Raw genomic sequence first — 17,807 nt, forward strand, 5'->3', positions numbered from 1 at the left:
TCGGAATCTACCGCGGGCCGGGGGTGAGGGCGGGTGCCTGTACCGTCGAGGCATGAGCACCGACCGCCCCCGTGCCGTGGTCGCCGGAGCCGGCGGGTTCATCGGGGAAGCTCTCGTCGCCTCTCTCCGCGCCGACGGCTACGACGTCGTCGAGGTGGGGCGGACCTCCCGCGTGTCCTGGAACGACACGGAGGCACTCCGTGCAGCGATCGAGGGCGCGGACCTTCTCGTCAACCTCGCTGGAAAGTCCGTGGACTGCCGCTACACCGATGCGAACCGCGACGCGATCCTGGCCTCCCGGGTCGACACGACGCGGGCACTGCACGACGCGGTGGCGGCGGCATCCGTCCCGCCGGGACTCTGGGTGAACTCGTCGACCGCGACCATCTACCGCCACGCGATGGACCGGCCGAACACCGAGACGACCGGCGAGCTCGGCGCCGGGTTCTCGGTCGACGTCGCGAAGGCGTGGGAGCGCGCCTTCTTCGCCGGCGACCTCCCCGCGACGAGGCGCGTCGCGCTCCGCCTGGCGATCGTCGTCGGCGACGGTCCCGCGACACGCATGCTGCTCACCCTCGCCCGGACCGGCCTCGGCGGGCCGCAGCACGACGGCTGGGTTCCGCCGCACCGTCGCTATCGCGGCATCGGCGACGAGCCCACCGGCGGCCGGCCGCCCTGGTACCGCACGCGCGGCCGTCAGCGGTTCAGCTGGGTGCACATCGACGACGTGCTCGACGCGATCCGGTTCCTCGTGCGGCGCGACGACATCGCGGGGGTCGTGAACGTCGCGGTGCCCGAGGCGTCCGACAACCGGTCGCTCATGCGCTCCCTCCGGAGCGTCGTCGGGATGCCGGTGGGAATCCCCTCGCTCCGCTGGATGCTCGAGATCGCCATGTGGGTCCTCCGCACCGAGCCCGAGCTGATCCTGAAGAGCAGATGGGTCGCGCCCGAGCGACTGGTCGAGGCGGGTTTCCGCTTCTCGCACACCGACCTGCGCGAGGCGCTCGCGTCCGTCGAACGCGAGCGGAGGCTCAGGCGTCCTGCGGCACGGCGGACACGGTCCGCGCGATCGTGAACTGACCGATGACGCGCGTTCCGTCGTAGAGGACCGCCGTCTGACCGGGGGCGACCCCGTCGAAGGGCTCGTCGGGGACGACCGTCACCGAGCCTGCGGCCACCATGGCACGCGCCGGCACCGGGTCGGCGTGTGCCCGGATCTGGACGTGGCACGCGAACGCGCCGTCTTCAGGCGCACGGCCGGCCCAGCTGTGCCGTTCCCCGGAGATCTCCGCCGTCGCGAGCGCCTCCTTGGGGCCGACGACGACGGTGTTCGAGACGGGACGCACCTCGAGGACGAAGCGCGGCTTGCCGTCCGCGGCCGGCACGCCGAGCTGCAGGCCGCGACGCTGACCGACGGTGAAGGCGTGCGCACCCTCGTGGCGGCCCACGACGGCGCCGTCCCGGTCGAGCACGTCGCCCTGCTCGGCGCCGACCTTCTCGGCCAGCCAGCCGCGGGTGTCGCCATCGGGGATGAAGCAGATGTCGTGGCTGTCTGGCTTCTGGGCGACGGTCAGGCCGCGCTCAGCGGCCTCAGCGCGGACGACCGCCTTGGACGGGGTCGTGCCGAGCGGGAAGTACGTGTGCGCGAGCTGATCCGCCGTCAGCACACCGAGGACGTAGGACTGGTCCTTCGCCTCATCCGACGCGCGGTGCAGCTCGCGGCCCTCGGGGCCGTCGACCAGGGTCGCGTAGTGGCCCGTGCAGACGGCGTCGAATCCGAGCTCGATCGCGCGCTCGAGGAGAGCCGCGAACTTGATCTTCTCGTTGCAGCGCATGCACGGATTCGGGGTGCGCCCCGCCCGGTACTCGCTGATGAAGTCGTCGATCACGTCGTCACGGAAACGCTCGGAGAAGTCCCACACGTAGAACGGGATGCCGAGCAGATCCGCCGCGCGCCGCGCGTCGAGGGCGTCCTCGATCGTGCAGCAGCCCCGGCTGCCCGTGCGCAGCGTCCCGCCCGCACGCGAGAGCGCGAGGTGGACGCCGACGACGTCGTGTCCGGCGTCGACGGCTCGGGCCGCGGCAACCGCCGAATCGACCCCACCGCTCATCGCTGCCAGTACGCGCATCTTTCCAGTCTACGAGCGGGCGGCCGCACGGGCGCTGGATGCCGCGGCTCGCCGGTGCGCATCCGGGAGCGCCGCGAGGAACGCGTCGACGTCGTCCGCCGTGCTCGATCGCCCGAGGGTGATCCGCAGGACCGAGCGCGCTTCGCGGTCGCCGTATCCGAGCGCCATGACGACGTGGCTCGGTTCCGCGATCCCGGCCTGACACGCGGACCCCGTGGAGACCTCGACGCCGGAGTGGTCGAGCAGGAACAGCAGGGTCTCGCCCAGCGCGTCGGGGAACAGGACGTGAACGTGGCCCGGCAGCCGCCGGTCCGGCGAGCCCAGCAGGCGCGCCCCGGGGACGATGCGACGGATGCCGTCGGCCAGCCGACCCGCGAGCGCCGTCAGTCGCGGCGACTCGGCGTCCCGCTCAGCCGCTGTGAGCTCGAGGGCGACGGCGAGGGCAGCGGCACCCGCGACGTCGGGGGTGCCGGAGCGGAGACCTCGCTGCTGTCCGCCGCCGTGGAGGACGGCGCCGATCCGGGCGAACCGAGAGACCACGAGTGCCCCCGTACCGACGGGAGCGCCGACCTTGTGACCCGAGACGCTGACGGCGACGAATCCGTGCGGCGCATTCCCCGTTCCGCGGAGCGCGGCGAAGTCGATCGGTGTGTGGGCGATCGCGCCCACCGCGTCGAGGTGCAGCGGCACGGCGGCATCCGCTGCGGCCGCGGCGAGACGCGCCACGTCGGACACCGTCCCCACCTCGTTGTTCGCGACGAGCGCCGTCGCGAGGGCCGCACCCGGCAGCACCGCGGCGAAGGCGTCGGCGTCGATCGCCCCCTCCGGGTCCAACGGCACCGGGCGGACCTGTGCCCCCTGGGCTGCGGCGAGCCACTCGACCGTGTCGAGGGTCGCATGGTGCTCGCCGTCGGGCAGGACGATCGCCGAGCGGTCGGGCTCCCGCGCCCACCACAGGCCCTTCACGCCGAGGTTGACGGACTCCGTGCCCCCCGAGGTGAAGACGACCTCGATCGGATCGCAGCCGAGGACCGCCGCGATGCGCTCGCGCGCATCCTCCAGGACGCGGCGTGCGGCTTGCCCCGCACCGTGCACCGAGGACGCGTTCCCGGTCAGCTCCGCCGCAGCGAGCCACGCCTCGCGCGCTTCGGGCCGCAGCGGCGTGGATGCCGCGTGGTCCAGATAGACCCCCATCGCCCTCCGCCTGCCGCTGTCGTCCATCACCTGCTCACTACTGTAGAACGCATGATCTCCGCCCCGGCCGACCCGACCACCGCGGCATCCGTCTCCCCCGCCGCAGACCTCCTCTCGGACACGCACGACCGTCTCGGGGTACGTCTGCACGACGGCGTCGCCACCCTGCGCATCTGGTCCGGCGACGCGAGCGCCGTCGAGGTGGTCGTGTTCGACGACGACGACCCCGACTGGATCGTCGAGACTCTGCCGCTCTCGCCCGCGGGCGGCGGCGTCTGGGAGGTGACGACACCCGTGCTCCGCCCGGGCGTCCGATACAGCGTGCGCGTCGACGGACCGCACGGCCCGGGGATGACGTTCAATCCCGCGACCCTCCTCATCGACCCGTACGCGCGCGGGCTGGCGGTGCCCGGCATCCATTCCTGGAGATCGGTCGTCGTGGACGAGTGCTTCGACTGGGGTGGCGTGCGCAAGCCCGAGACGCCCCTCGACCGCACCGTCGTCTACGAGGCGCACGTCAAGGGGCTCACCAAGCGGCATCCCGGGGTCCCGGCGGCGCTGCACGGCACGTACGCCGGCATGGCGCACCCGGCGATGATCGAGCACTACCAGCGCCTCGGCGTGACCGCCGTCGAGCTCCTCCCGATCCACGCCTTCGCCAGCGAGCCGCGCCTGCTGCAGCTGGGCTTGACCAACTACTGGGGATACAACTCGGTGGGGTTCTTCGCGCCCCACGCCCCGTATGCGACCGCGGCGGCGCAGGCCGAGGGCGCAGGCGCCGTGCTCCGCGAGGTCAAGGGCATGGTCAAGCTGCTCCACCAGGCCGGCATCGAGGTGATCCTCGACGTGGTCTACAACCACACCTCCGAGCAGGGGCTCGGGGAGCCGCGGTCGAGCTTCCGCGGCATCGACAACCGCGCCTACTACCGGCAGGCCGAGGACGGTACCTACATCGACGTGACCGGATGCGGGAACTCCGTCGACACCTCGACGGACGCCGCGGCCCGATTGGTCCTCGACTCCCTCCGCTACTGGGCGAATGAGGTGCAGATCGACGGGTTCCGATTCGATCTGGCGCCGACCCTGGGACGGGATGCCTCGCACACGTTCACCGCTGACCATCCGCTGCTGCGCGCGATCATCGACGACCCCGCGCTCACCGGCGTGAAGAAGATCGCCGAACCGTGGGACGTCGGCCTGGGCGGATGGCAGACCGGCGGATTCGGCACGGGGTGGAGCGAGTGGAACGACCGGTACCGCGATCGGGTCCGGAACTTCTGGCTGAGCGACATCGATTACTCGCGGCGCGCGGACGTGACGCCCGTCGGCATCGGCGGATTCGCCACCCGCCTGGCCGGCTCCGCCAACACGTTCAGCGCCGAGCGGGGACCCCTCGCGAGCGTGAACTTCGTCACCGCGCACGACGGCTTCACGCTGCACGACCTCGTCTCCTACGACGTCAAGCGCAACGATGCCAACGGCGAGCACGGACGCGACGGCGCGGACACCAATCGATCCTTCAACCACGGCTTCGAGGGCCCGACCGACGACGAGGCGGTCTTGCGCACGCGGCGGCGGGCCATGCGGAACCTCATGGGCACGCTCCTGTTGTCCGCAGGTGTCCCGATGATCACCGCGGGCGACGAGATCGGCCGGAGCCAAGACGGCAACAACAACGCGTACTGCCACGACTCGGACCTGACCTGGTACGACTGGGACCTGAGCGGCTGGCAGGAGGAGCTCCGCGCGCACGTCGAGCTGCTCACGCGCATCCGCCGCGAAAACCCCGCGCTCCGCCCCGTGCGGTTCGCGCATGCCGACAAGACGGTACCGAGCGCCTCGGTGATCGACTGGTACGACGAGCACGGCCAGACGATGTCGGTGGAGCAGTGGACGGATCCGTCCCACCGGACCCTGCAGTACGACGCCCAGTCGACTCCGGAGCACGAGGCGCCGAACCGCATCCTCCTGGTCGTCCACGGTCGCGAGCGGGGGACGGACATCACGCTGCCCGCGCTGGAAGGGGTCACCAGGTTCGTCCCGCTCTGGTCGAGCGTCGACGAACGGCCGTCCGATCACGCGGACGTCCGAACCCCCGGCGAGACGTTCCCGGCGGCGGGGACGTCAATGTACCTGTTCCGGGCCGAGTGATCCAGGGCCGTTTCCGGGTCCGCCCGGCAACGGTAGGTTCGGAACGTGGCCTCACCGATCTCCCCCGCTTCCGTCCGCAGCTCCGCAGAGATCCCCCTTCGCCCGGCGAAGGCGACGAAGAAGGATGCCGGAATCCGCAACGGCCGCATCCCGATCGCCTCGCATCGTCCGAGCGTTCCCGGCGGCAGGTTCGCCCCGTCGGCCTTCGTGGGCGAGGCGGTACCCTTCACGGTCGCCGCGTTCCGTGAAGGACACGACCGGATCGGGGTGCACCTGCGGCTGACGTCACCCTCCGGCGCTGCCAGTCTGCACCGGCTGCATCCGCTGGACGACGGCTTCGACACCTGGCAGGTGCACGTGGCACCCCTCGAACAGGGCACCTGGCGCTTCCGTTTCGAGACATTCGCCGATGACTACGCAACGTGGCGGCATGCCGCGGAGGTGAAGATCGCGGCCGGAGTCGACCCGATCCTCATGCGCGAGACGGGTGCTCGCCTGTTCGAACGCGCAGCCGCGGAGAAGACCCGACCGGCAGACGAACGAACCGCCCTCGCGGCCGCCGCCCGCGCGCTCCGGGACGACTCCGTCGATGACGCCGCCGCACTCATCGTCGTCCGCGACCCGGGACTCGCCGACGCCTTCGCCGACCGGCCCGCCGTCTCGCTCCACACCGTCCACGAGGAGAACACGCTCCTCGTGGAGCGCGAGCGCGCGGGTGTGGGCGCCTGGTACGAGTTCTTCCCCCGCTCCGAGGGCGCCGAGCGGATGCCGGACGGCACCGTCCGCAGCGGCACCTTCCGCACAGCGGCGAAGCACCTTCCCGGCGTCGCGGCCATGGGCTTCGACGTCCTCTACCTCCCCCCGATCCACCCGATCGGCGAAGTGAACCGCAAGGGTCCGAACAACACCCTCGATGCCGGTCCTGGCGACCCGGGTTCCCCCTGGGCCATCGGCTCCGCCGCCGGCGGCCACGACACGGTCCACCCCGACCTCGGCACGCTGGAGGACTTCCGCGCGTTCGTCGACGCGGCCGCCGCCCAGGGACTCGAGGTCGCGCTCGACCTGGCCCTCCAGGCCGCGCCCGACCACCCGTGGGTCACGGAGCACCCTGAGTGGTTCACGACCCTCCCGGACGGATCCATCGCGTTCGCGGAGAACCCGCCGAAGAAGTACCAGGACATCTACCCGGTCAACTTCGACAACGACCCGGAAGGCATCCGCGCCGAGGTCCTGCGCATCGTCCACCACTGGATCCGCCAGGGCGTACGCATCTTCCGCGTCGACAACCCGCACACCAAGCCGTTGCAGTTCTGGGAGTGGCTCATCCGCACGGTGAACGCGGAGCACCCCGACGTCATCTTCCTCGCCGAGGCCTTCACGCGCCCGATGCCGATGCGCGCGCTGGCTCAGAGCGGCTTCCAGCAGAGCTACTCGTACTTCACCTGGCGCAACACGAAGACCGAGATCGAGGAGTTCTTCGCGTCGATCTCCGATGAGACAGCCGACTTCATGCGGCCGAACCTCTTCGTGAACACCCCCGACATCCTCACCGAATACCTCCAGTTCGGCGGTCGGCCGGCCTACCGCATCCGTGCGGCGCTCGCCGCGACCGCGGGCGCCAGCTACGGCGTCTACGCGGGCTACGAGCTCTACGAGAACGTCGCGCGCCCCGGCTCGGAAGAGAACATCGACAACGAGAAGTACGAGTACAAGTTCCGCGACTGGGAGGCCGCGGAAGCCGCGGGCGACTCGCTCGCGCCGTACCTGCGCCGGCTCAACGAGATCCGACGCGCGCATCCCGCGCTCCGGCAGCTCCGCGGGCTCCACGTGCTCGGGTCCGACGACGATGCAATCGTGGCCTACGCGAAGCACCTGCCGGCTCCCCTGTCACCGACCGGCGAATCCGACACGATCATCGTCGTCGCCAACGTCGACCCGCACTCGGCGCGCGAAACGACGGTCCACGTCGATTCGGAGCTCTGGGGTCTGCCCCGCGGCCACGATTACGACGTCGAGGACCTCGTCACCGGCGCCCGCTGGACCTGGAACGAACACAACTACGTCCGCCTCGACGCGTTCGCCGAACCCGTCCACATCCTCCACGTGAAGGCACGCTCATGACCCGTCCCGACGATTCGATCCTGGATGCCGTCGGTGCCGGCTCCTACCACGCCCCGCACGACGTGCTCGGCCCCCACCAGGACGGCGACGAGTGGGTGGTGCGTGCGCGCCGTCCCTTCGCGCAGACCGTGACCGCCGTCCTCTCCGACGGCGCCCGCGTCGAGCTCCGACACATCCGCGCGGGCGTCTGGGAGGGCGAGACGACGGTCCAGCCCACCGCCTACGACATCGTCGCCACCTACGAGGGGGCGCCCGACTACCGTGTCGACGACCCCTATCGCCATCTGCCGACGGTCGGCGAGGTCGACCTCCACCTCATCCGCGAAGGACGCCACGAGCAGCTCTGGAAGGTGCTCGGTGCGCACGTGCGCCACTACGACGCGCTGAGCGGCGTGTCGTTCGCCGTCTGGGCTCCCAACGCCCGGGCCGTCCGCGTCGTCGGCGACCTCAACGGGTGGGACGGCACGCAGCACGCCATGCGTTCCCTGGGCTCCACCGGCGTCTGGGAGCTGTTCGTCCCGGGCATCGGGGTGGGATCCGCGTACAAGTTCGAGATCCTCACCGCCGACGGTCAGTGGGTCATGAAGGCCGACCCGATGGCGCGTCGCGCGGAGGTCCCGCCCGCGACGGCATCCGTCGTCACCGAGAGCGAGTACACCTGGTCGGACGACGAGTGGCTCGCCGACCGCGCGAGCGGGTCGGTGCACGACCGGCCGATGTCGACGTACGAACTCCACCTCGGGTCCTGGCGTCCGGGACTCGGCTACCGCGAGGCCGCCGACGAACTCGTCGACTACGTCGGCGGGCAGGGCTTCACGCACATCGAGTTCCTGCCGCTCGCCGAGCACCCCTTCGGCGGCTCCTGGGGCTATCAGGTCACCGGCTACTACGCCCCGACGAGCCGCTTCGGTACGCCCGACGAGCTCCGCTACCTCATCGACCGCCTCCACCAGGCGGGCATCGGCGTCATCATGGACTGGGTCCCGGGGCACTTCCCGAAGGATGCGTTCGCTCTCGCCCGCTTCGACGGAGCGCCCCTGTACGAGCACCCGGATCCGCGCCGCGGTGAGCACCGCGACTGGGGCACGTACATCTTCGACTACGGCCGCAACGAGGTGCGGAACTTCCTCGTCGCCAACGCGCTGTACTGGTTCGAGGAGTTCCACGTCGACGGGCTGCGGGTCGACGCCGTCGCCTCGATGCTCTACCTCGACTACTCCCGCGAAGAGGGCGAGTGGGAGCCGAACATCCACGGCGGCCGCGAGAACCTCGAAGCGATGCGTTTCCTGCAGGAGGTCAACGCCACGGCCTACAAGCGCTACCCCGGCATCGCGATGATCGCCGAGGAGTCGACGAGCTTCCCGGGAGTGACCGCGCCGACCAGCCAGGGCGGTCTCGGCTTCGGCTTCAAGTGGAACATGGGCTGGATGAACGACTCGCTCGTCTACATCGGCCGCGACCCGCTGTACCGCGCTCATCACGAGGGTGAACTCTCGTTCTCGTTCGTCTACGCCTTCAGCGAGAACTTCGTCCTGCCGATCAGCCACGACGAGGTCGTGCACGGCAAGGGATCGCTGTTCACCCGGATGCCGGGCGACCACTGGCAGCAACTCGCCAACATGCGCGCCTTCCTGGCGTACATGTGGGGGCACCCCGGCAAGCAGCTGCTGTTCATGGGCCAGGAGTTCGGGCAGATGTCCGAGTGGTCCGAAGGACGCGGTCTCGACTGGTGGATGCTGGACCAGCCCGCGCACCAGCAGCTGCAGCACTTCGTGTCAGCCCTCAACCACACCTACCGTGCTGAGGCGCCCCTGTGGTCGCGGGACAGCGACGGTGAGGCGTTCTCCAGGGTCTGGCCGCACTCCCCCGACAGCAACGTCCTCGGGTTCGCACGGCGCGACCACGACGGCGGAACGGTCGTGGTGCTGTGCAACTTCGCCGGGTCACCGCGTCACGACGTGCGACTGACGCTGCCCGAGACCGGTGCATGGGCCGAGGTGCTCAACTCCGACGCGGCCGAGTTCGGCGGTTCGGGCGTCGGCAACTTCGGAGGCGTGACGACGGATGCCGACGGCACCGCGCACGTGACTCTGCCGCCGCTGGGCGTCCTCTGGCTCCGCCACCGCCGGGACGCATGAGAAACCGCCGCGAGGCGTAAGAAACAGCCGCGAGTCGTGAGAAAGGGGTCCGGGGCTCAGCCCCGGACCCCTTCTCCGTCGTCTCCGGAAGCCGTCAGAACAGCAGACTCGCCAGACGACCGCGCGCCCGGATCACCCGCGCATCGGCGTCTCCGACGACACCGAACAGCTCGAGCAGGCGCTCCCGCACGGGAGCACGCTCCTCGGCGGGAAGAGCCGCGAACAGGTCCAGCAGGCGCGCGAACGCGTCGTCGACGTGACCACCCGCGAGATCGAGGTCTGCGACCGCGAACTGCGCGTCGACGTCGGTCGGCGCTGATGCGGCAGCCGCGCGGGCCTCGGCGAGATCGAGGTGCTGCACGCGGGCGAGCAGGTGGACCTGCGCCAGCCCGGCTTTCGCATCCTCGTCACGGGGATTCTCCGTCAGCGCCTGTTCGTACGCGGTCGCGGCAGCGGCATAGTCGCCGGCCTCGATCGCATCGAACGCCGCCTGATGCAGGGGCGGGAGCGCGGGAGCAGCGTCATCGCCCTCGGCCGCCGGTGCCCCCTCCATCGGAATGGTGCCGGTGACGCCGTGCTGGGCGGCGAGCTGCAGAAGCTGCGTGAACACCTCGCGCACCTGCGCCTCGGGGACCGCACCGGTGAACAGCTGCACCGGCTGCCCCGCGACGAGCGCGACGACGAGCGGGATCGACTGGGCACGGAAGCTCTGGGCGAGCTGAGGATTCGCGTCGACGTCCACCTTCGCGAGCACGAGTCGACCACCGAGCTCGGTGACGAGCTTCTCGAGCACGGGACTCAGCTGCTTGCACGGACCGCACCATTCGGCCCAGAGGTCGACGACGACGGGAACCGTCTTCGACAACTCGAGCACCTGCCCGAAGTCCGCATCCGTGACGTCGAAGACGAGGCGGGATGCTGGTGCCTGCCCGTCCGGCGAGGGCGCGGTGCCGCCGGCGGGCGCCGGGCCGGCGGGCCGGTTGCGGAGGGACGAAAGGTCGACGGCGCCGCGCAGGACGGCACCGGGGGCGGGGGTACTCACTCTTTCTCAACCACCTTGGCGTCGAGGACGTTGGAACGGGAGGCGAGCAGCTGGATCTTGTCGTTCGACCCCTGCGCGGGGACGAAGAAGTACAGCTGATCGGTGTAACGGGTGCGGAATCCGGTGCTCGATTGCGAGACGCCGGACAGCGCCTTCACGACGACGTTGTCGCCGAGCTTGATCACGGCGTCCTCGTCGGTCGGCACGATCGTCTCATTCTCCGTCACCGTGACCGCGACGATCGCGCCGCTGTCGAGCGTGACGAGTGAGAGTGGCTCGGACGGGCCGGGCTCGGCGAGGAAGGAGACGCGGCCGGTCTTCTCACCGGTCTCGTTGAAGTTCTTCAAGAGCGTCGCGCGGTTCTCCGCCACCAGCGGGCGGAAGGTGTCGCTCTTCTCGTCGAACATGCCGGCGAAGTCGCTCTTGGCACCCTTGTCGAGAACGTCCGCATACGCGGCCGCGAGGTCCTTGGGCGGCATGAGGAGGAACGGCGAGTTCGGCTCCACGGCGACGGCGCCCACGTACTTGGCCGCGAGGTTCATGCTGGCGTCGGCCCGGAGACTGGAGATGTAGGCGACCTTGTACTCGGCCCAGGGATTCTCCTGCGTGGCGGTCAACACCGTCCCGACTCCGTCGGCGTCCTCGACGACGGCGAGGAACATGCGGGGCCAGTCGTTCTGGGCCTGCGGGAGGAACGCCGTCATGTCACCGGAGGGGATCGCCGGGAGGGCCTCCGCCTTCGGAAGTGCCGTGCGCAGGCGGTAGTTGGTCTCCCGTTCCACGAGGGCGGGGCCTGTCAGCCTGGCCGCCGCCGCCTTCGGGTCGTTGGCCTTGTCGGCGGCTTGCACCTGCTCGGAGATCCTCGTCAGGATCCGTTCGGCCTGCGTCTGGGTGACGGCCGGAGCACCCTGACCTTCCGGGACGATGACCGACGGAGTCGGAGAGGGCGTCGTCCCGGGCTGCAGATCGGGCCATGCCTCGGGCGAGCAGCCGGTCAGAGCGATGCCCCCTGCCACGAGAGCAGACAGCGCGACCACGCTGCGCCGACGGCCGATCATCAGGCGCCGCCGGGTGGGGGCTGAGGTGATCACGCCCTTCTCCGCTTCTTCGACCGCGAGGTCGATCGGCTGGGTCTGCGTGAGCGGCAGACCCTTCCGGCGGGGACCGCGGGAGCGCCGTACATGACGGAGAGCGAGGATGTAGAGGACCAACCCCACGACGGCCATTGCGATGCCGCCCGCCAGGAGAGGACCCGCCCAGGGGGTTGTCGCGCCCGTAGGCCAGGAGACACTCATGGCGGAGGGGGCGGCCGCCGAGCCGTCGGAGGCGACCAGGACGCTCATGTCCTCGGGCAGCCGCAGCGTCGTCGCCAGCGAACCGTCCTGCTGGAACTCGTCCAGCCACAGGTCGGATCCGGCGGGAGACGCCGTCGGCGACGCACCTTCGACCGGAGCCGAGGCGGGGACCGTTTTCGACGTCGGTTCGCCGTCCTTCCCGAGGGTCACGTGCACGTACGGCGTCGGTGCGAGCCACGCCGTGACATCCTGGGTCCGCCCGTAGGCGGCAAAGACCTGACCGGTCCCGTCGATGCGAACGGTCTGCGCACCGGGATGACTCGCGAGCACGGCCCCGTCGATCAGAACGTACGGCTCTGCACCATCCGTCGAGATCTTCGCCGTCTCGGTCGTGGGAGCCTCGAGGATCGTGCGCTGTGCGATGCCGGCACCGATCATCACCGTGGCCAGTACGAAGGCGATGATCGCCCACACGAATCTCACGAACCGCCGCCCTCCTCCGACCTGCATCAGGGGGTGCATGGCCGATCGACATTCCAGCCTAGCGAACGGCGCTGGCAAACGCGTGGGAGCGTGTGTCTGCTCATGAGGTCGCTATGAGAGAACTAGGGTGAGTGCAGACCTGGGAAAGGGCCGACGTGAAGATCCAGCATCCGTTCCGTACTGCACTGATCGCCACGCTCGGCGTGGGCGTGGGCATCCTCATCCTGACCGGTGTGCAGACGCTGTCGACGGTGTTCCTCTACATCGGCACGGCATTGTTCCTCGCTCTTGGACTCGACCCCGTCGTCTCCTTCTTCGAGCGCCGCGGCCTCCCGCGCTGGGGAGCCCTGGTGGCGACCTTCGCAGGGCTCCTCGCTATCGCGTCCGCCCTCGTGCTCATCGTCGTGCCCGTCCTCGTGGACCAGATCGCCAAGCTCGTCCAGCAGACTCAGCGCCTCGTGGACAGCGCGATCAACGGCGAGTGGAACCCGATCACGGTCGTCAGCAAGTGGCTGGCCGACACCTTCCCGCTCCTGCAGGTCGACATGGTCCTCAACTACGTGAACGACTGGTGGAACGGACTCGATTTCACCGACATCGGCGCGTCCCTCGGATCCGGCCTGCTGTCCTTCGGCGCGGGGATCGTCGCCTTCGCCACCGGGACGATCATCGTCCTGATCCTCACCATCTACTTCACCGCGTCGATGCGGTCGCTTAAGCGCTCCGTCTACCAACTCGCCCCGGCATCCAAGCGGGAGCGGTTCGTCGACCTCTCCGAGCAGATCACCGCCTCGGTGGGCTACTACGTCATGGGGCAGGTCATCCTCGGTGCCATCAACGGCATCCTGAGCGCCGTCTTCCTCTCGATCATCAAGGCGCCGTTCCCGGCCGTTCTGGCCGTCATCGCCTTCTTCTTCTCTCTGATCCCGCTCGTCGGTACGCTCACCGGATCTGCCATCATCGTGATCGCATGCCTCGGGCTCGCCTCTCCCCTGACCGCCCTCGTGGCACTCATCTGGTACCTCGTCTACATGCAGGTCGAGGCGTACTTCATCTCGCCGCGCATCATGAGCCGCGCGGTCTCGGTCCCCGGCGCCGTCGTCGTGATCGCGGCGCTGGCGGGCGGTTCGCTCCTCGGCCTGTTGGGCGCCCTCATCGCCATCCCGGTCGCCGCGAGCGTGCTGATCATCTACCGACAGGTCCTGATCCCGCGTCAGAACGAACTCTGATCAGGCGATCCGCCAGCAGGCGGTGTGCCAGTGGCGCCGCGCCGCCAGATCCGCGGCATCCCCCAGCACACCGTCGGCACGCCAGACGACGACGTGCGCTGTTCCCCGCGGCACCGTGCGGCCGCAGCCGGGGCAGGTGTACTCCTTCTGCGCCTGGACGGCCGACACCGGTTGAACGGTCCATTCCACACCGCGTCGCTGCTCGGTCCGTTTCCAGCCGGCCAGCAGGCGATCGAAGGATGCGTCGGAGCCGGTGGGCTTCCGGCGGTGCGAGCGGGGCATCGGCTCAGTACCAGCCCGAACGCTGCGACTTCCCCCACGCGCCGCACGGGGTGCCGTACCGGCCCTGGATGTAGCCGAGTCCCCACGTGATCTGTGTCGCCGGGTTCGTCTGCCAGTCAGAGCCCGCGGACGACATCTTGCGTCCGGGAGTGGCCTGGGCGATCCCGTAGGCACCGCTCGAGGCGTTGTACGCGTTGACGCGCCAGCCCGACTCCTTCTTCCACAACGCGACCAAGCAGGCGAACTCCGAGTCGCCCCAGCCGCGCGCGGTCACCATGTCGTAGGCGATGGCCTGCGCGCTCCCGGGATTCGGGGTCACGAACGGCGGGCTCCACCCGGATGACGAGCCCGAGCCGGACTTCTTCGCGGGGGTGGGAGTGGGCGTCGGAGTGGGGGTCGGCTTGACGTACACCGTGTACTCGGTCGCACGGTCGAGTTCGAGGACCGGGGCCTCGCCGGCGTGATACTGCTGCGCGTCGTGGACCGTGGAGGCGTAGAGCGACATCGGGTCGAGTTCGGTCGCCTCAGCGGTGTTCGGGAACGAGACGAGCGGGACAAGGGATGCCGCCACGAACCCCGCCGTCGCCATCACCGCGAACGCCCCGAGCACACCGCGACGACGCGACCAGCGGGAAGCAGGTGCGACGCGTGCCGAGTGCCGGCCCGACCGCGCGGCGACGCCGGTGCGGGACGGGAGGATCTCGTTGCCGGAAGTCACAGTGCACCGATCATATCCGCGGCGGGGAACCGCCGCCACGCGGTCATCCGACGGACTGCATCACGTCGACCACCGCGTCCAGCACGGCATCCACCTGCGCCTCGTCGTAGCCACGGAGCTGCATACGGAACGCCACCGTGCGCACCTGCTCGATCGTGAGCCCGTCGCCTGCCTCGAGGTACCGCGCGACGCGACCCGCGACGAGGTCGACCTCGTCGACGCGATACCCGAAGCGAAGGGGCGAGACGCGCCGGAACTTGTGGTGGGCGGGGCGGGACAGCCTGTCGAGGATCTCCTGGGCGAGTGCACGGGACGCGCCCACCCACGCGCGCGCGCCGCGCTGCGACATCGCCGCGGCCCGCTCCCGCTGCGCGAACGCATCCTCGATCCGTGCCAAGGCGGCGTCGACGGCCTCGACGGCGTACCCGTCCCGGACGATCGGGAAAGCCGCGCTCCGGATGTCCTCGGACGTCACCGTCGTGCCCTCGGTCTCGAACGCCGCGCGGGTCGACGAGAGGAACTCGTCGACGGGCTGACGCGCGTAGCCCTTGCGACGGCCGGAGGCGGGGAAGGCAGCGGGCGAAGTCAGTTCGGTCATGTCAGTGCGCTCAACGGATTCAGGAGGATGTACAGGGCGAGGCCGGGGACGAGCGACGGGAGGATCGAATCGAGGCGGTCCAGCACTCCCCCGTGGCCGGGGAGGAACGAGCTCATGTCCTTGATGCCGAGGTCGCGCTTGATGAGGGACTCGCCGAGGTCGCCCACCGTCGCGGAGACGAGGATGGCGAGTCCGAGGATGAGGCCGGCCCAGAGCGGGATCTGCAGCATCAGGACACCGAGCAGCCCGCCGGCGACGAGGCTCGCGACGACGGCGCCGCCGAACCCCTCCCAGGTCTTGTTCGGGCTGATCCGAGGGGCCATCGGGTGCCGACCGAGCGCGACTCCGCTGGCGTACGCACCCGTGTCCACCGCCACGGCGATGACGAGCACGGCGAGCAACCACAGCTCGCCGTGATCCTGACGCAGGATCACCAGTGCGAGGCTGCCGTGGAACACGACGTACACCTGGATCAGACCGCTGGCGAGGACGTCGCTGACCACATCGCCGTACCGCCGCCCGTCATGAGCCGCCATCTGGGCGACGAGACGCCACACGACGACGAGGACGACGGCGGCGAAGATGACGAACCACTGCGTCAGGTAGCCCACGAACGCTGCGCCGAGGACCAGGACACCGCCCGACAGCTGGGCGGCGAGGTCGATCCGACGCCCCGCGGCCTGGAGAGCACGGGTGAACTCGAGCGCTCCCATGAGGCACAGCGGCACCGCGAAGGCGATGAACGCCCACTTCCAGAACAGCAGCGACCCCAGCACCACCGCACCGATCGCAAGACCGATCAGGGTGGCGACGAGGAGATTGCGCCCGGAGCGCGCGTTCAGACGCTCGTTGGCCTCTTCGAACTCGACACGGGCACGTTCGATCTGGCTCTCGAACTCGCTGCGCGCCGCACGCACGTGAGCTTGGAACGACGACGAGTCCGCTGTGGCATCCCCGCCACGGCGCGAGTCGGATCGGCTCGGGGAGGCGTCCGGTCCGGGCGCCTTCCCCGATGCGTCTTCGGACATGACGATCTCAGACCTCGAGGAGTTCTGCCTCTTTGCGCTTCAACGCCTCGTCGATCAGGTCGACGTGCGTCTTGGTCACCGCGTCGAGCTCCTTCTCGGCACGAGCGAGGTCGTCGTCGCTCACTTCGCCCTTGAGGGCGTCGAGCTCGTCCTTCGACTTGCGACGGATGCCGCGGACATGCACCTTCGCGTCCTCCGCCTTGGTCTTGACGAGCTTGACGTACTCCTTGCGGCGGTCAGCCGTCAGCTCGGGCATCGTGACGCGGACGACGTTGCCGTCGTTCGACGGATTCGCGCCGAGGTTGGGCATGTCGCGGACGGCCTGCTCGATGCCCTTCAGCGCGGACTTGTCGTACGGGGTGATGACGAGCGTGCGAGCCTCGAGCGCGTTGAGCGATGCGAGCTGCGCCAGCGGGGTCGGGGTGCCGTAGTACTCGACCATGACCTTCTGGAACAGCTGCGGGTTCGCGCGCCCGGTGCGGACGGTCGAGAAGTCCTCTTTCGCGGCCTCGACGGCGCGGTCCATGCGGGTCTTCGTGTCGGCCAGGATCTCGGCGATCACGGTCTCTCCATTCGTCGGTACGTCCTGTTGAGTCTAGTCGTCGGCCGGGGTGGACCTCAGACGCTGACGAGCGTGCCGATCGATTCTCCGAGGAGTGCACGGGTGACGTTGCCGGCCGGCTCCATACCGAACACGCGCATGTCCATGCCGTTGTCCATGCACAGGCTGAACGCCGTTGAATCGACGACTTTGAGGCCACGCTGCAGAGCGTCGCGATAGGTGATCGTGTCGAGCTTCTGCGCCGAGGCATCCGTCTTCGGGTCGGCGGTGTAGACGCCGTCGACGCCGTTCTTGGCGACGAGGACCTCGACCGCTCCGATCTCGAGGGCGCGCTGCGCGGCCACCGTGTCGGTCGAGAAGTACGGAAGTCCGGCGCCGGCGCCGAAGATGACGACGCGGCCCTTCTCGAGGTGACGCTCGGCGCGGCGCGGGATGTAGGGCTCGGCGACCTGTGTCATGGAGATCGCGGACTGCACGCGTGTGGCGGCGCCGGCCTGCTCGAGGAAGTCCTGAAGGGCGAGCGCGTTCATCACCGTGCCCAGCATGCCCATGTAGTCGGCGCGGCCGCGGTCCATGCCGCGCTGGCTCAGCTCAGCGCCGCGGAAGAAGTTCCCGCCGCCGACGACGACGGCGACCTCCACGCGGTCGACGGCCGCCGCGATCTCTCGGGCGATCTGGCTGACCACGTCGGGGTTGACGCCGAGCTGGCCGGCACCGAACGCTTCGCCGGAAAGTTTCAGAAGGACGCGACGGCGTCCGGTGTTCTCATCGATCACGCGGGGATCCTCTCGTCTAGGGGGAGACTATCGAACGGCACGGAAAAGGGGTCCGCATCTT

General features: G+C 69.6%; 15 protein-coding genes. 5 read left to right on the plus strand and 10 right to left on the minus strand.

Annotation, left to right across the window (positions count from 1 at the left end; genetic code table 11):
* The first annotated feature begins 52 nt into the window (after nucleotides 1–52).
* Nucleotides 53–1,075 (plus strand): epimerase, encoded by a 1,023-nt coding sequence (locus BLR68_RS00330; protein WP_018188015.1) that lies wholly within the window; start codon nucleotides 53–55, stop codon nucleotides 1,073–1,075.
* Here BLR68_RS00330 and mnmA read toward each other — a convergent pair.
* Complete coding sequence (gene mnmA / locus BLR68_RS00335) at nucleotides 1,032–2,129, minus strand: tRNA 2-thiouridine(34) synthase MnmA (RefSeq protein ID WP_081626465.1); 1,098 nt, start codon at nucleotides 2,127–2,129, stop codon at nucleotides 1,032–1,034. The genes BLR68_RS00330 and mnmA overlap by 44 nt on opposite strands.
* 9 nt (nucleotides 2,130–2,138) lie before the next feature.
* Nucleotides 2,139–3,323 carry a cysteine desulfurase family protein gene (locus BLR68_RS00340; RefSeq protein WP_018188017.1) on the minus strand — a complete coding sequence of 395 codons (1,185 nt, stop codon included), beginning with the start codon at nucleotides 3,321–3,323 and terminating at the stop codon, nucleotides 2,139–2,141.
* 51 nt (nucleotides 3,324–3,374) lie between these two features.
* Between BLR68_RS00340 and glgX the strand changes: the two genes are divergently transcribed.
* Genes glgX through glgB form a run of 3 tightly spaced genes read left to right on the plus strand, consistent with a single transcriptional unit; the run spans nucleotide 3,375 to nucleotide 9,733 of the window.
* A complete protein-coding gene (gene glgX / locus BLR68_RS00345; protein ID WP_018188018.1) occupies nucleotides 3,375–5,474 on the plus strand; it encodes a glycogen debranching protein GlgX in 2,100 nt (699 codons plus the stop codon).
* Nucleotides 5,475–5,519: 45 nt separating this feature from the next.
* On the plus strand, nucleotides 5,520–7,595 hold the full coding sequence (locus BLR68_RS00350) for an alpha-1,4-glucan--maltose-1-phosphate maltosyltransferase (RefSeq protein WP_018188019.1): 2,076 nt from the start codon (nucleotides 5,520–5,522) through the stop codon (nucleotides 7,593–7,595).
* On the plus strand, nucleotides 7,592–9,733 hold the full coding sequence (glgB, locus tag BLR68_RS00355) for a 1,4-alpha-glucan branching protein GlgB (RefSeq protein WP_018188020.1): 2,142 nt from the start codon (nucleotides 7,592–7,594) through the stop codon (nucleotides 9,731–9,733). The genes BLR68_RS00350 and glgB overlap by 4 nt, the downstream gene beginning before the upstream one ends.
* 94 nt (nucleotides 9,734–9,827) lie before the next feature.
* Here glgB and BLR68_RS00360 read toward each other — a convergent pair whose 3' ends face one another.
* Together BLR68_RS00360 and BLR68_RS00365 are read right to left on the minus strand one after the other, a co-directional pair.
* On the minus strand, nucleotides 9,828–10,775 hold the full coding sequence (locus BLR68_RS00360; protein ID WP_018188021.1) for a tetratricopeptide repeat protein: 948 nt from the start codon (nucleotides 10,773–10,775) through the stop codon (nucleotides 9,828–9,830).
* The gene (locus tag BLR68_RS00365; RefSeq protein ID WP_256335280.1) at nucleotides 10,772–12,553 is read right to left on the minus strand and encodes a DUF8094 domain-containing protein; all 1,782 of its coding nucleotides are present in this window, start codon (nucleotides 12,551–12,553) and stop codon (nucleotides 10,772–10,774) included. Before BLR68_RS00365 ends, BLR68_RS00360 begins: the two co-directional genes overlap by 4 nt.
* A 155-nt stretch (nucleotides 12,554–12,708) precedes the next feature.
* On the opposite strand from BLR68_RS00365, the gene BLR68_RS00370 reads away from it, so the two are divergent.
* Nucleotides 12,709–13,782 carry an AI-2E family transporter gene (locus tag BLR68_RS00370; RefSeq protein ID WP_018188023.1) on the plus strand — a complete coding sequence of 358 codons (1,074 nt, stop codon included), beginning with the start codon at nucleotides 12,709–12,711 and terminating at the stop codon, nucleotides 13,780–13,782.
* Here the strand turns inward: BLR68_RS00370 and BLR68_RS00375 are convergent, their stop codons facing one another.
* The 6 genes from BLR68_RS00375 to pyrH are packed head-to-tail and all read right to left on the minus strand — an operon-like array spanning nucleotide 13,783 to nucleotide 17,746.
* The gene (locus BLR68_RS00375) at nucleotides 13,783–14,064 is read right to left on the minus strand and encodes a hypothetical protein (protein ID WP_018188024.1); all 282 of its coding nucleotides are present in this window, start codon (nucleotides 14,062–14,064) and stop codon (nucleotides 13,783–13,785) included.
* Between the two features lie 4 nt (nucleotides 14,065–14,068).
* Entirely contained in the window at nucleotides 14,069–14,782 is a 714-nt protein-coding gene (locus BLR68_RS00380; protein ID WP_018188025.1) for an aggregation-promoting factor C-terminal-like domain-containing protein, read from the minus strand.
* Between the two features lie 43 nt (nucleotides 14,783–14,825).
* Nucleotides 14,826–15,380 carry a DivIVA domain-containing protein gene (locus BLR68_RS00385; protein ID WP_018188026.1) on the minus strand — a complete coding sequence of 185 codons (555 nt, stop codon included), beginning with the start codon at nucleotides 15,378–15,380 and terminating at the stop codon, nucleotides 14,826–14,828.
* Nucleotides 15,377–16,408 carry a phosphatidate cytidylyltransferase gene (locus BLR68_RS00390; protein ID WP_018188027.1) on the minus strand — a complete coding sequence of 344 codons (1,032 nt, stop codon included), beginning with the start codon at nucleotides 16,406–16,408 and terminating at the stop codon, nucleotides 15,377–15,379. Before BLR68_RS00390 ends, BLR68_RS00385 begins: the two co-directional genes overlap by 4 nt.
* A 7-nt stretch (nucleotides 16,409–16,415) precedes the next feature.
* Nucleotides 16,416–16,970, minus strand: coding sequence for a ribosome recycling factor (gene frr, locus BLR68_RS00395; protein ID WP_018188028.1), 555 nt, complete (start codon nucleotides 16,968–16,970; stop codon nucleotides 16,416–16,418).
* A gap of 56 nt (nucleotides 16,971–17,026) precedes the next feature.
* Nucleotides 17,027–17,746 (minus strand): UMP kinase, encoded by a 720-nt coding sequence (pyrH, locus tag BLR68_RS00400; protein ID WP_018188029.1) that lies wholly within the window; start codon nucleotides 17,744–17,746, stop codon nucleotides 17,027–17,029.
* Between the last annotated feature and the right edge of the window lie 61 nt (nucleotides 17,747–17,807).

The sequence above is a fragment of the Microbacterium sp. 77mftsu3.1 genome (genome assembly GCF_900100525.1).
Taxonomy (GTDB): Bacteria; Actinomycetota; Actinomycetes; order Actinomycetales; family Microbacteriaceae; genus Microbacterium; species Microbacterium aquilitoris.

Coding starts and splice junctions, on each gene's coding strand:
- BLR68_RS00330 (WP_018188015.1), top strand. CDS start 53: ATGAGCACCGACCGCCCCCGTGCCGTGGTCGCCGGAGCCGGCGGGTTC.
- mnmA (WP_081626465.1), bottom strand. CDS start 2,129: ATGCGCGTACTGGCAGCGATGAGCGGTGGGGTCGATTCGGCGGTTGCC.
- BLR68_RS00340 (WP_018188017.1), bottom strand. CDS start 3,323: ATGGGGGTCTATCTGGACCACGCGGCATCCACGCCGCTGCGGCCCGAA.
- glgX (WP_018188018.1), top strand. CDS start 3,375: ATGATCTCCGCCCCGGCCGACCCGACCACCGCGGCATCCGTCTCCCCC.
- glgB (WP_018188020.1), top strand. CDS start 7,592: ATGACCCGTCCCGACGATTCGATCCTGGATGCCGTCGGTGCCGGCTCC.
- BLR68_RS00375 (WP_018188024.1), bottom strand. CDS start 14,064: ATGCCCCGCTCGCACCGCCGGAAGCCCACCGGCTCCGACGCATCCTTC.
- BLR68_RS00385 (WP_018188026.1), bottom strand. CDS start 15,380: ATGACCGAACTGACTTCGCCCGCTGCCTTCCCCGCCTCCGGCCGTCGC.
- BLR68_RS00390 (WP_018188027.1), bottom strand. CDS start 16,408: ATGTCCGAAGACGCATCGGGGAAGGCGCCCGGACCGGACGCCTCCCCG.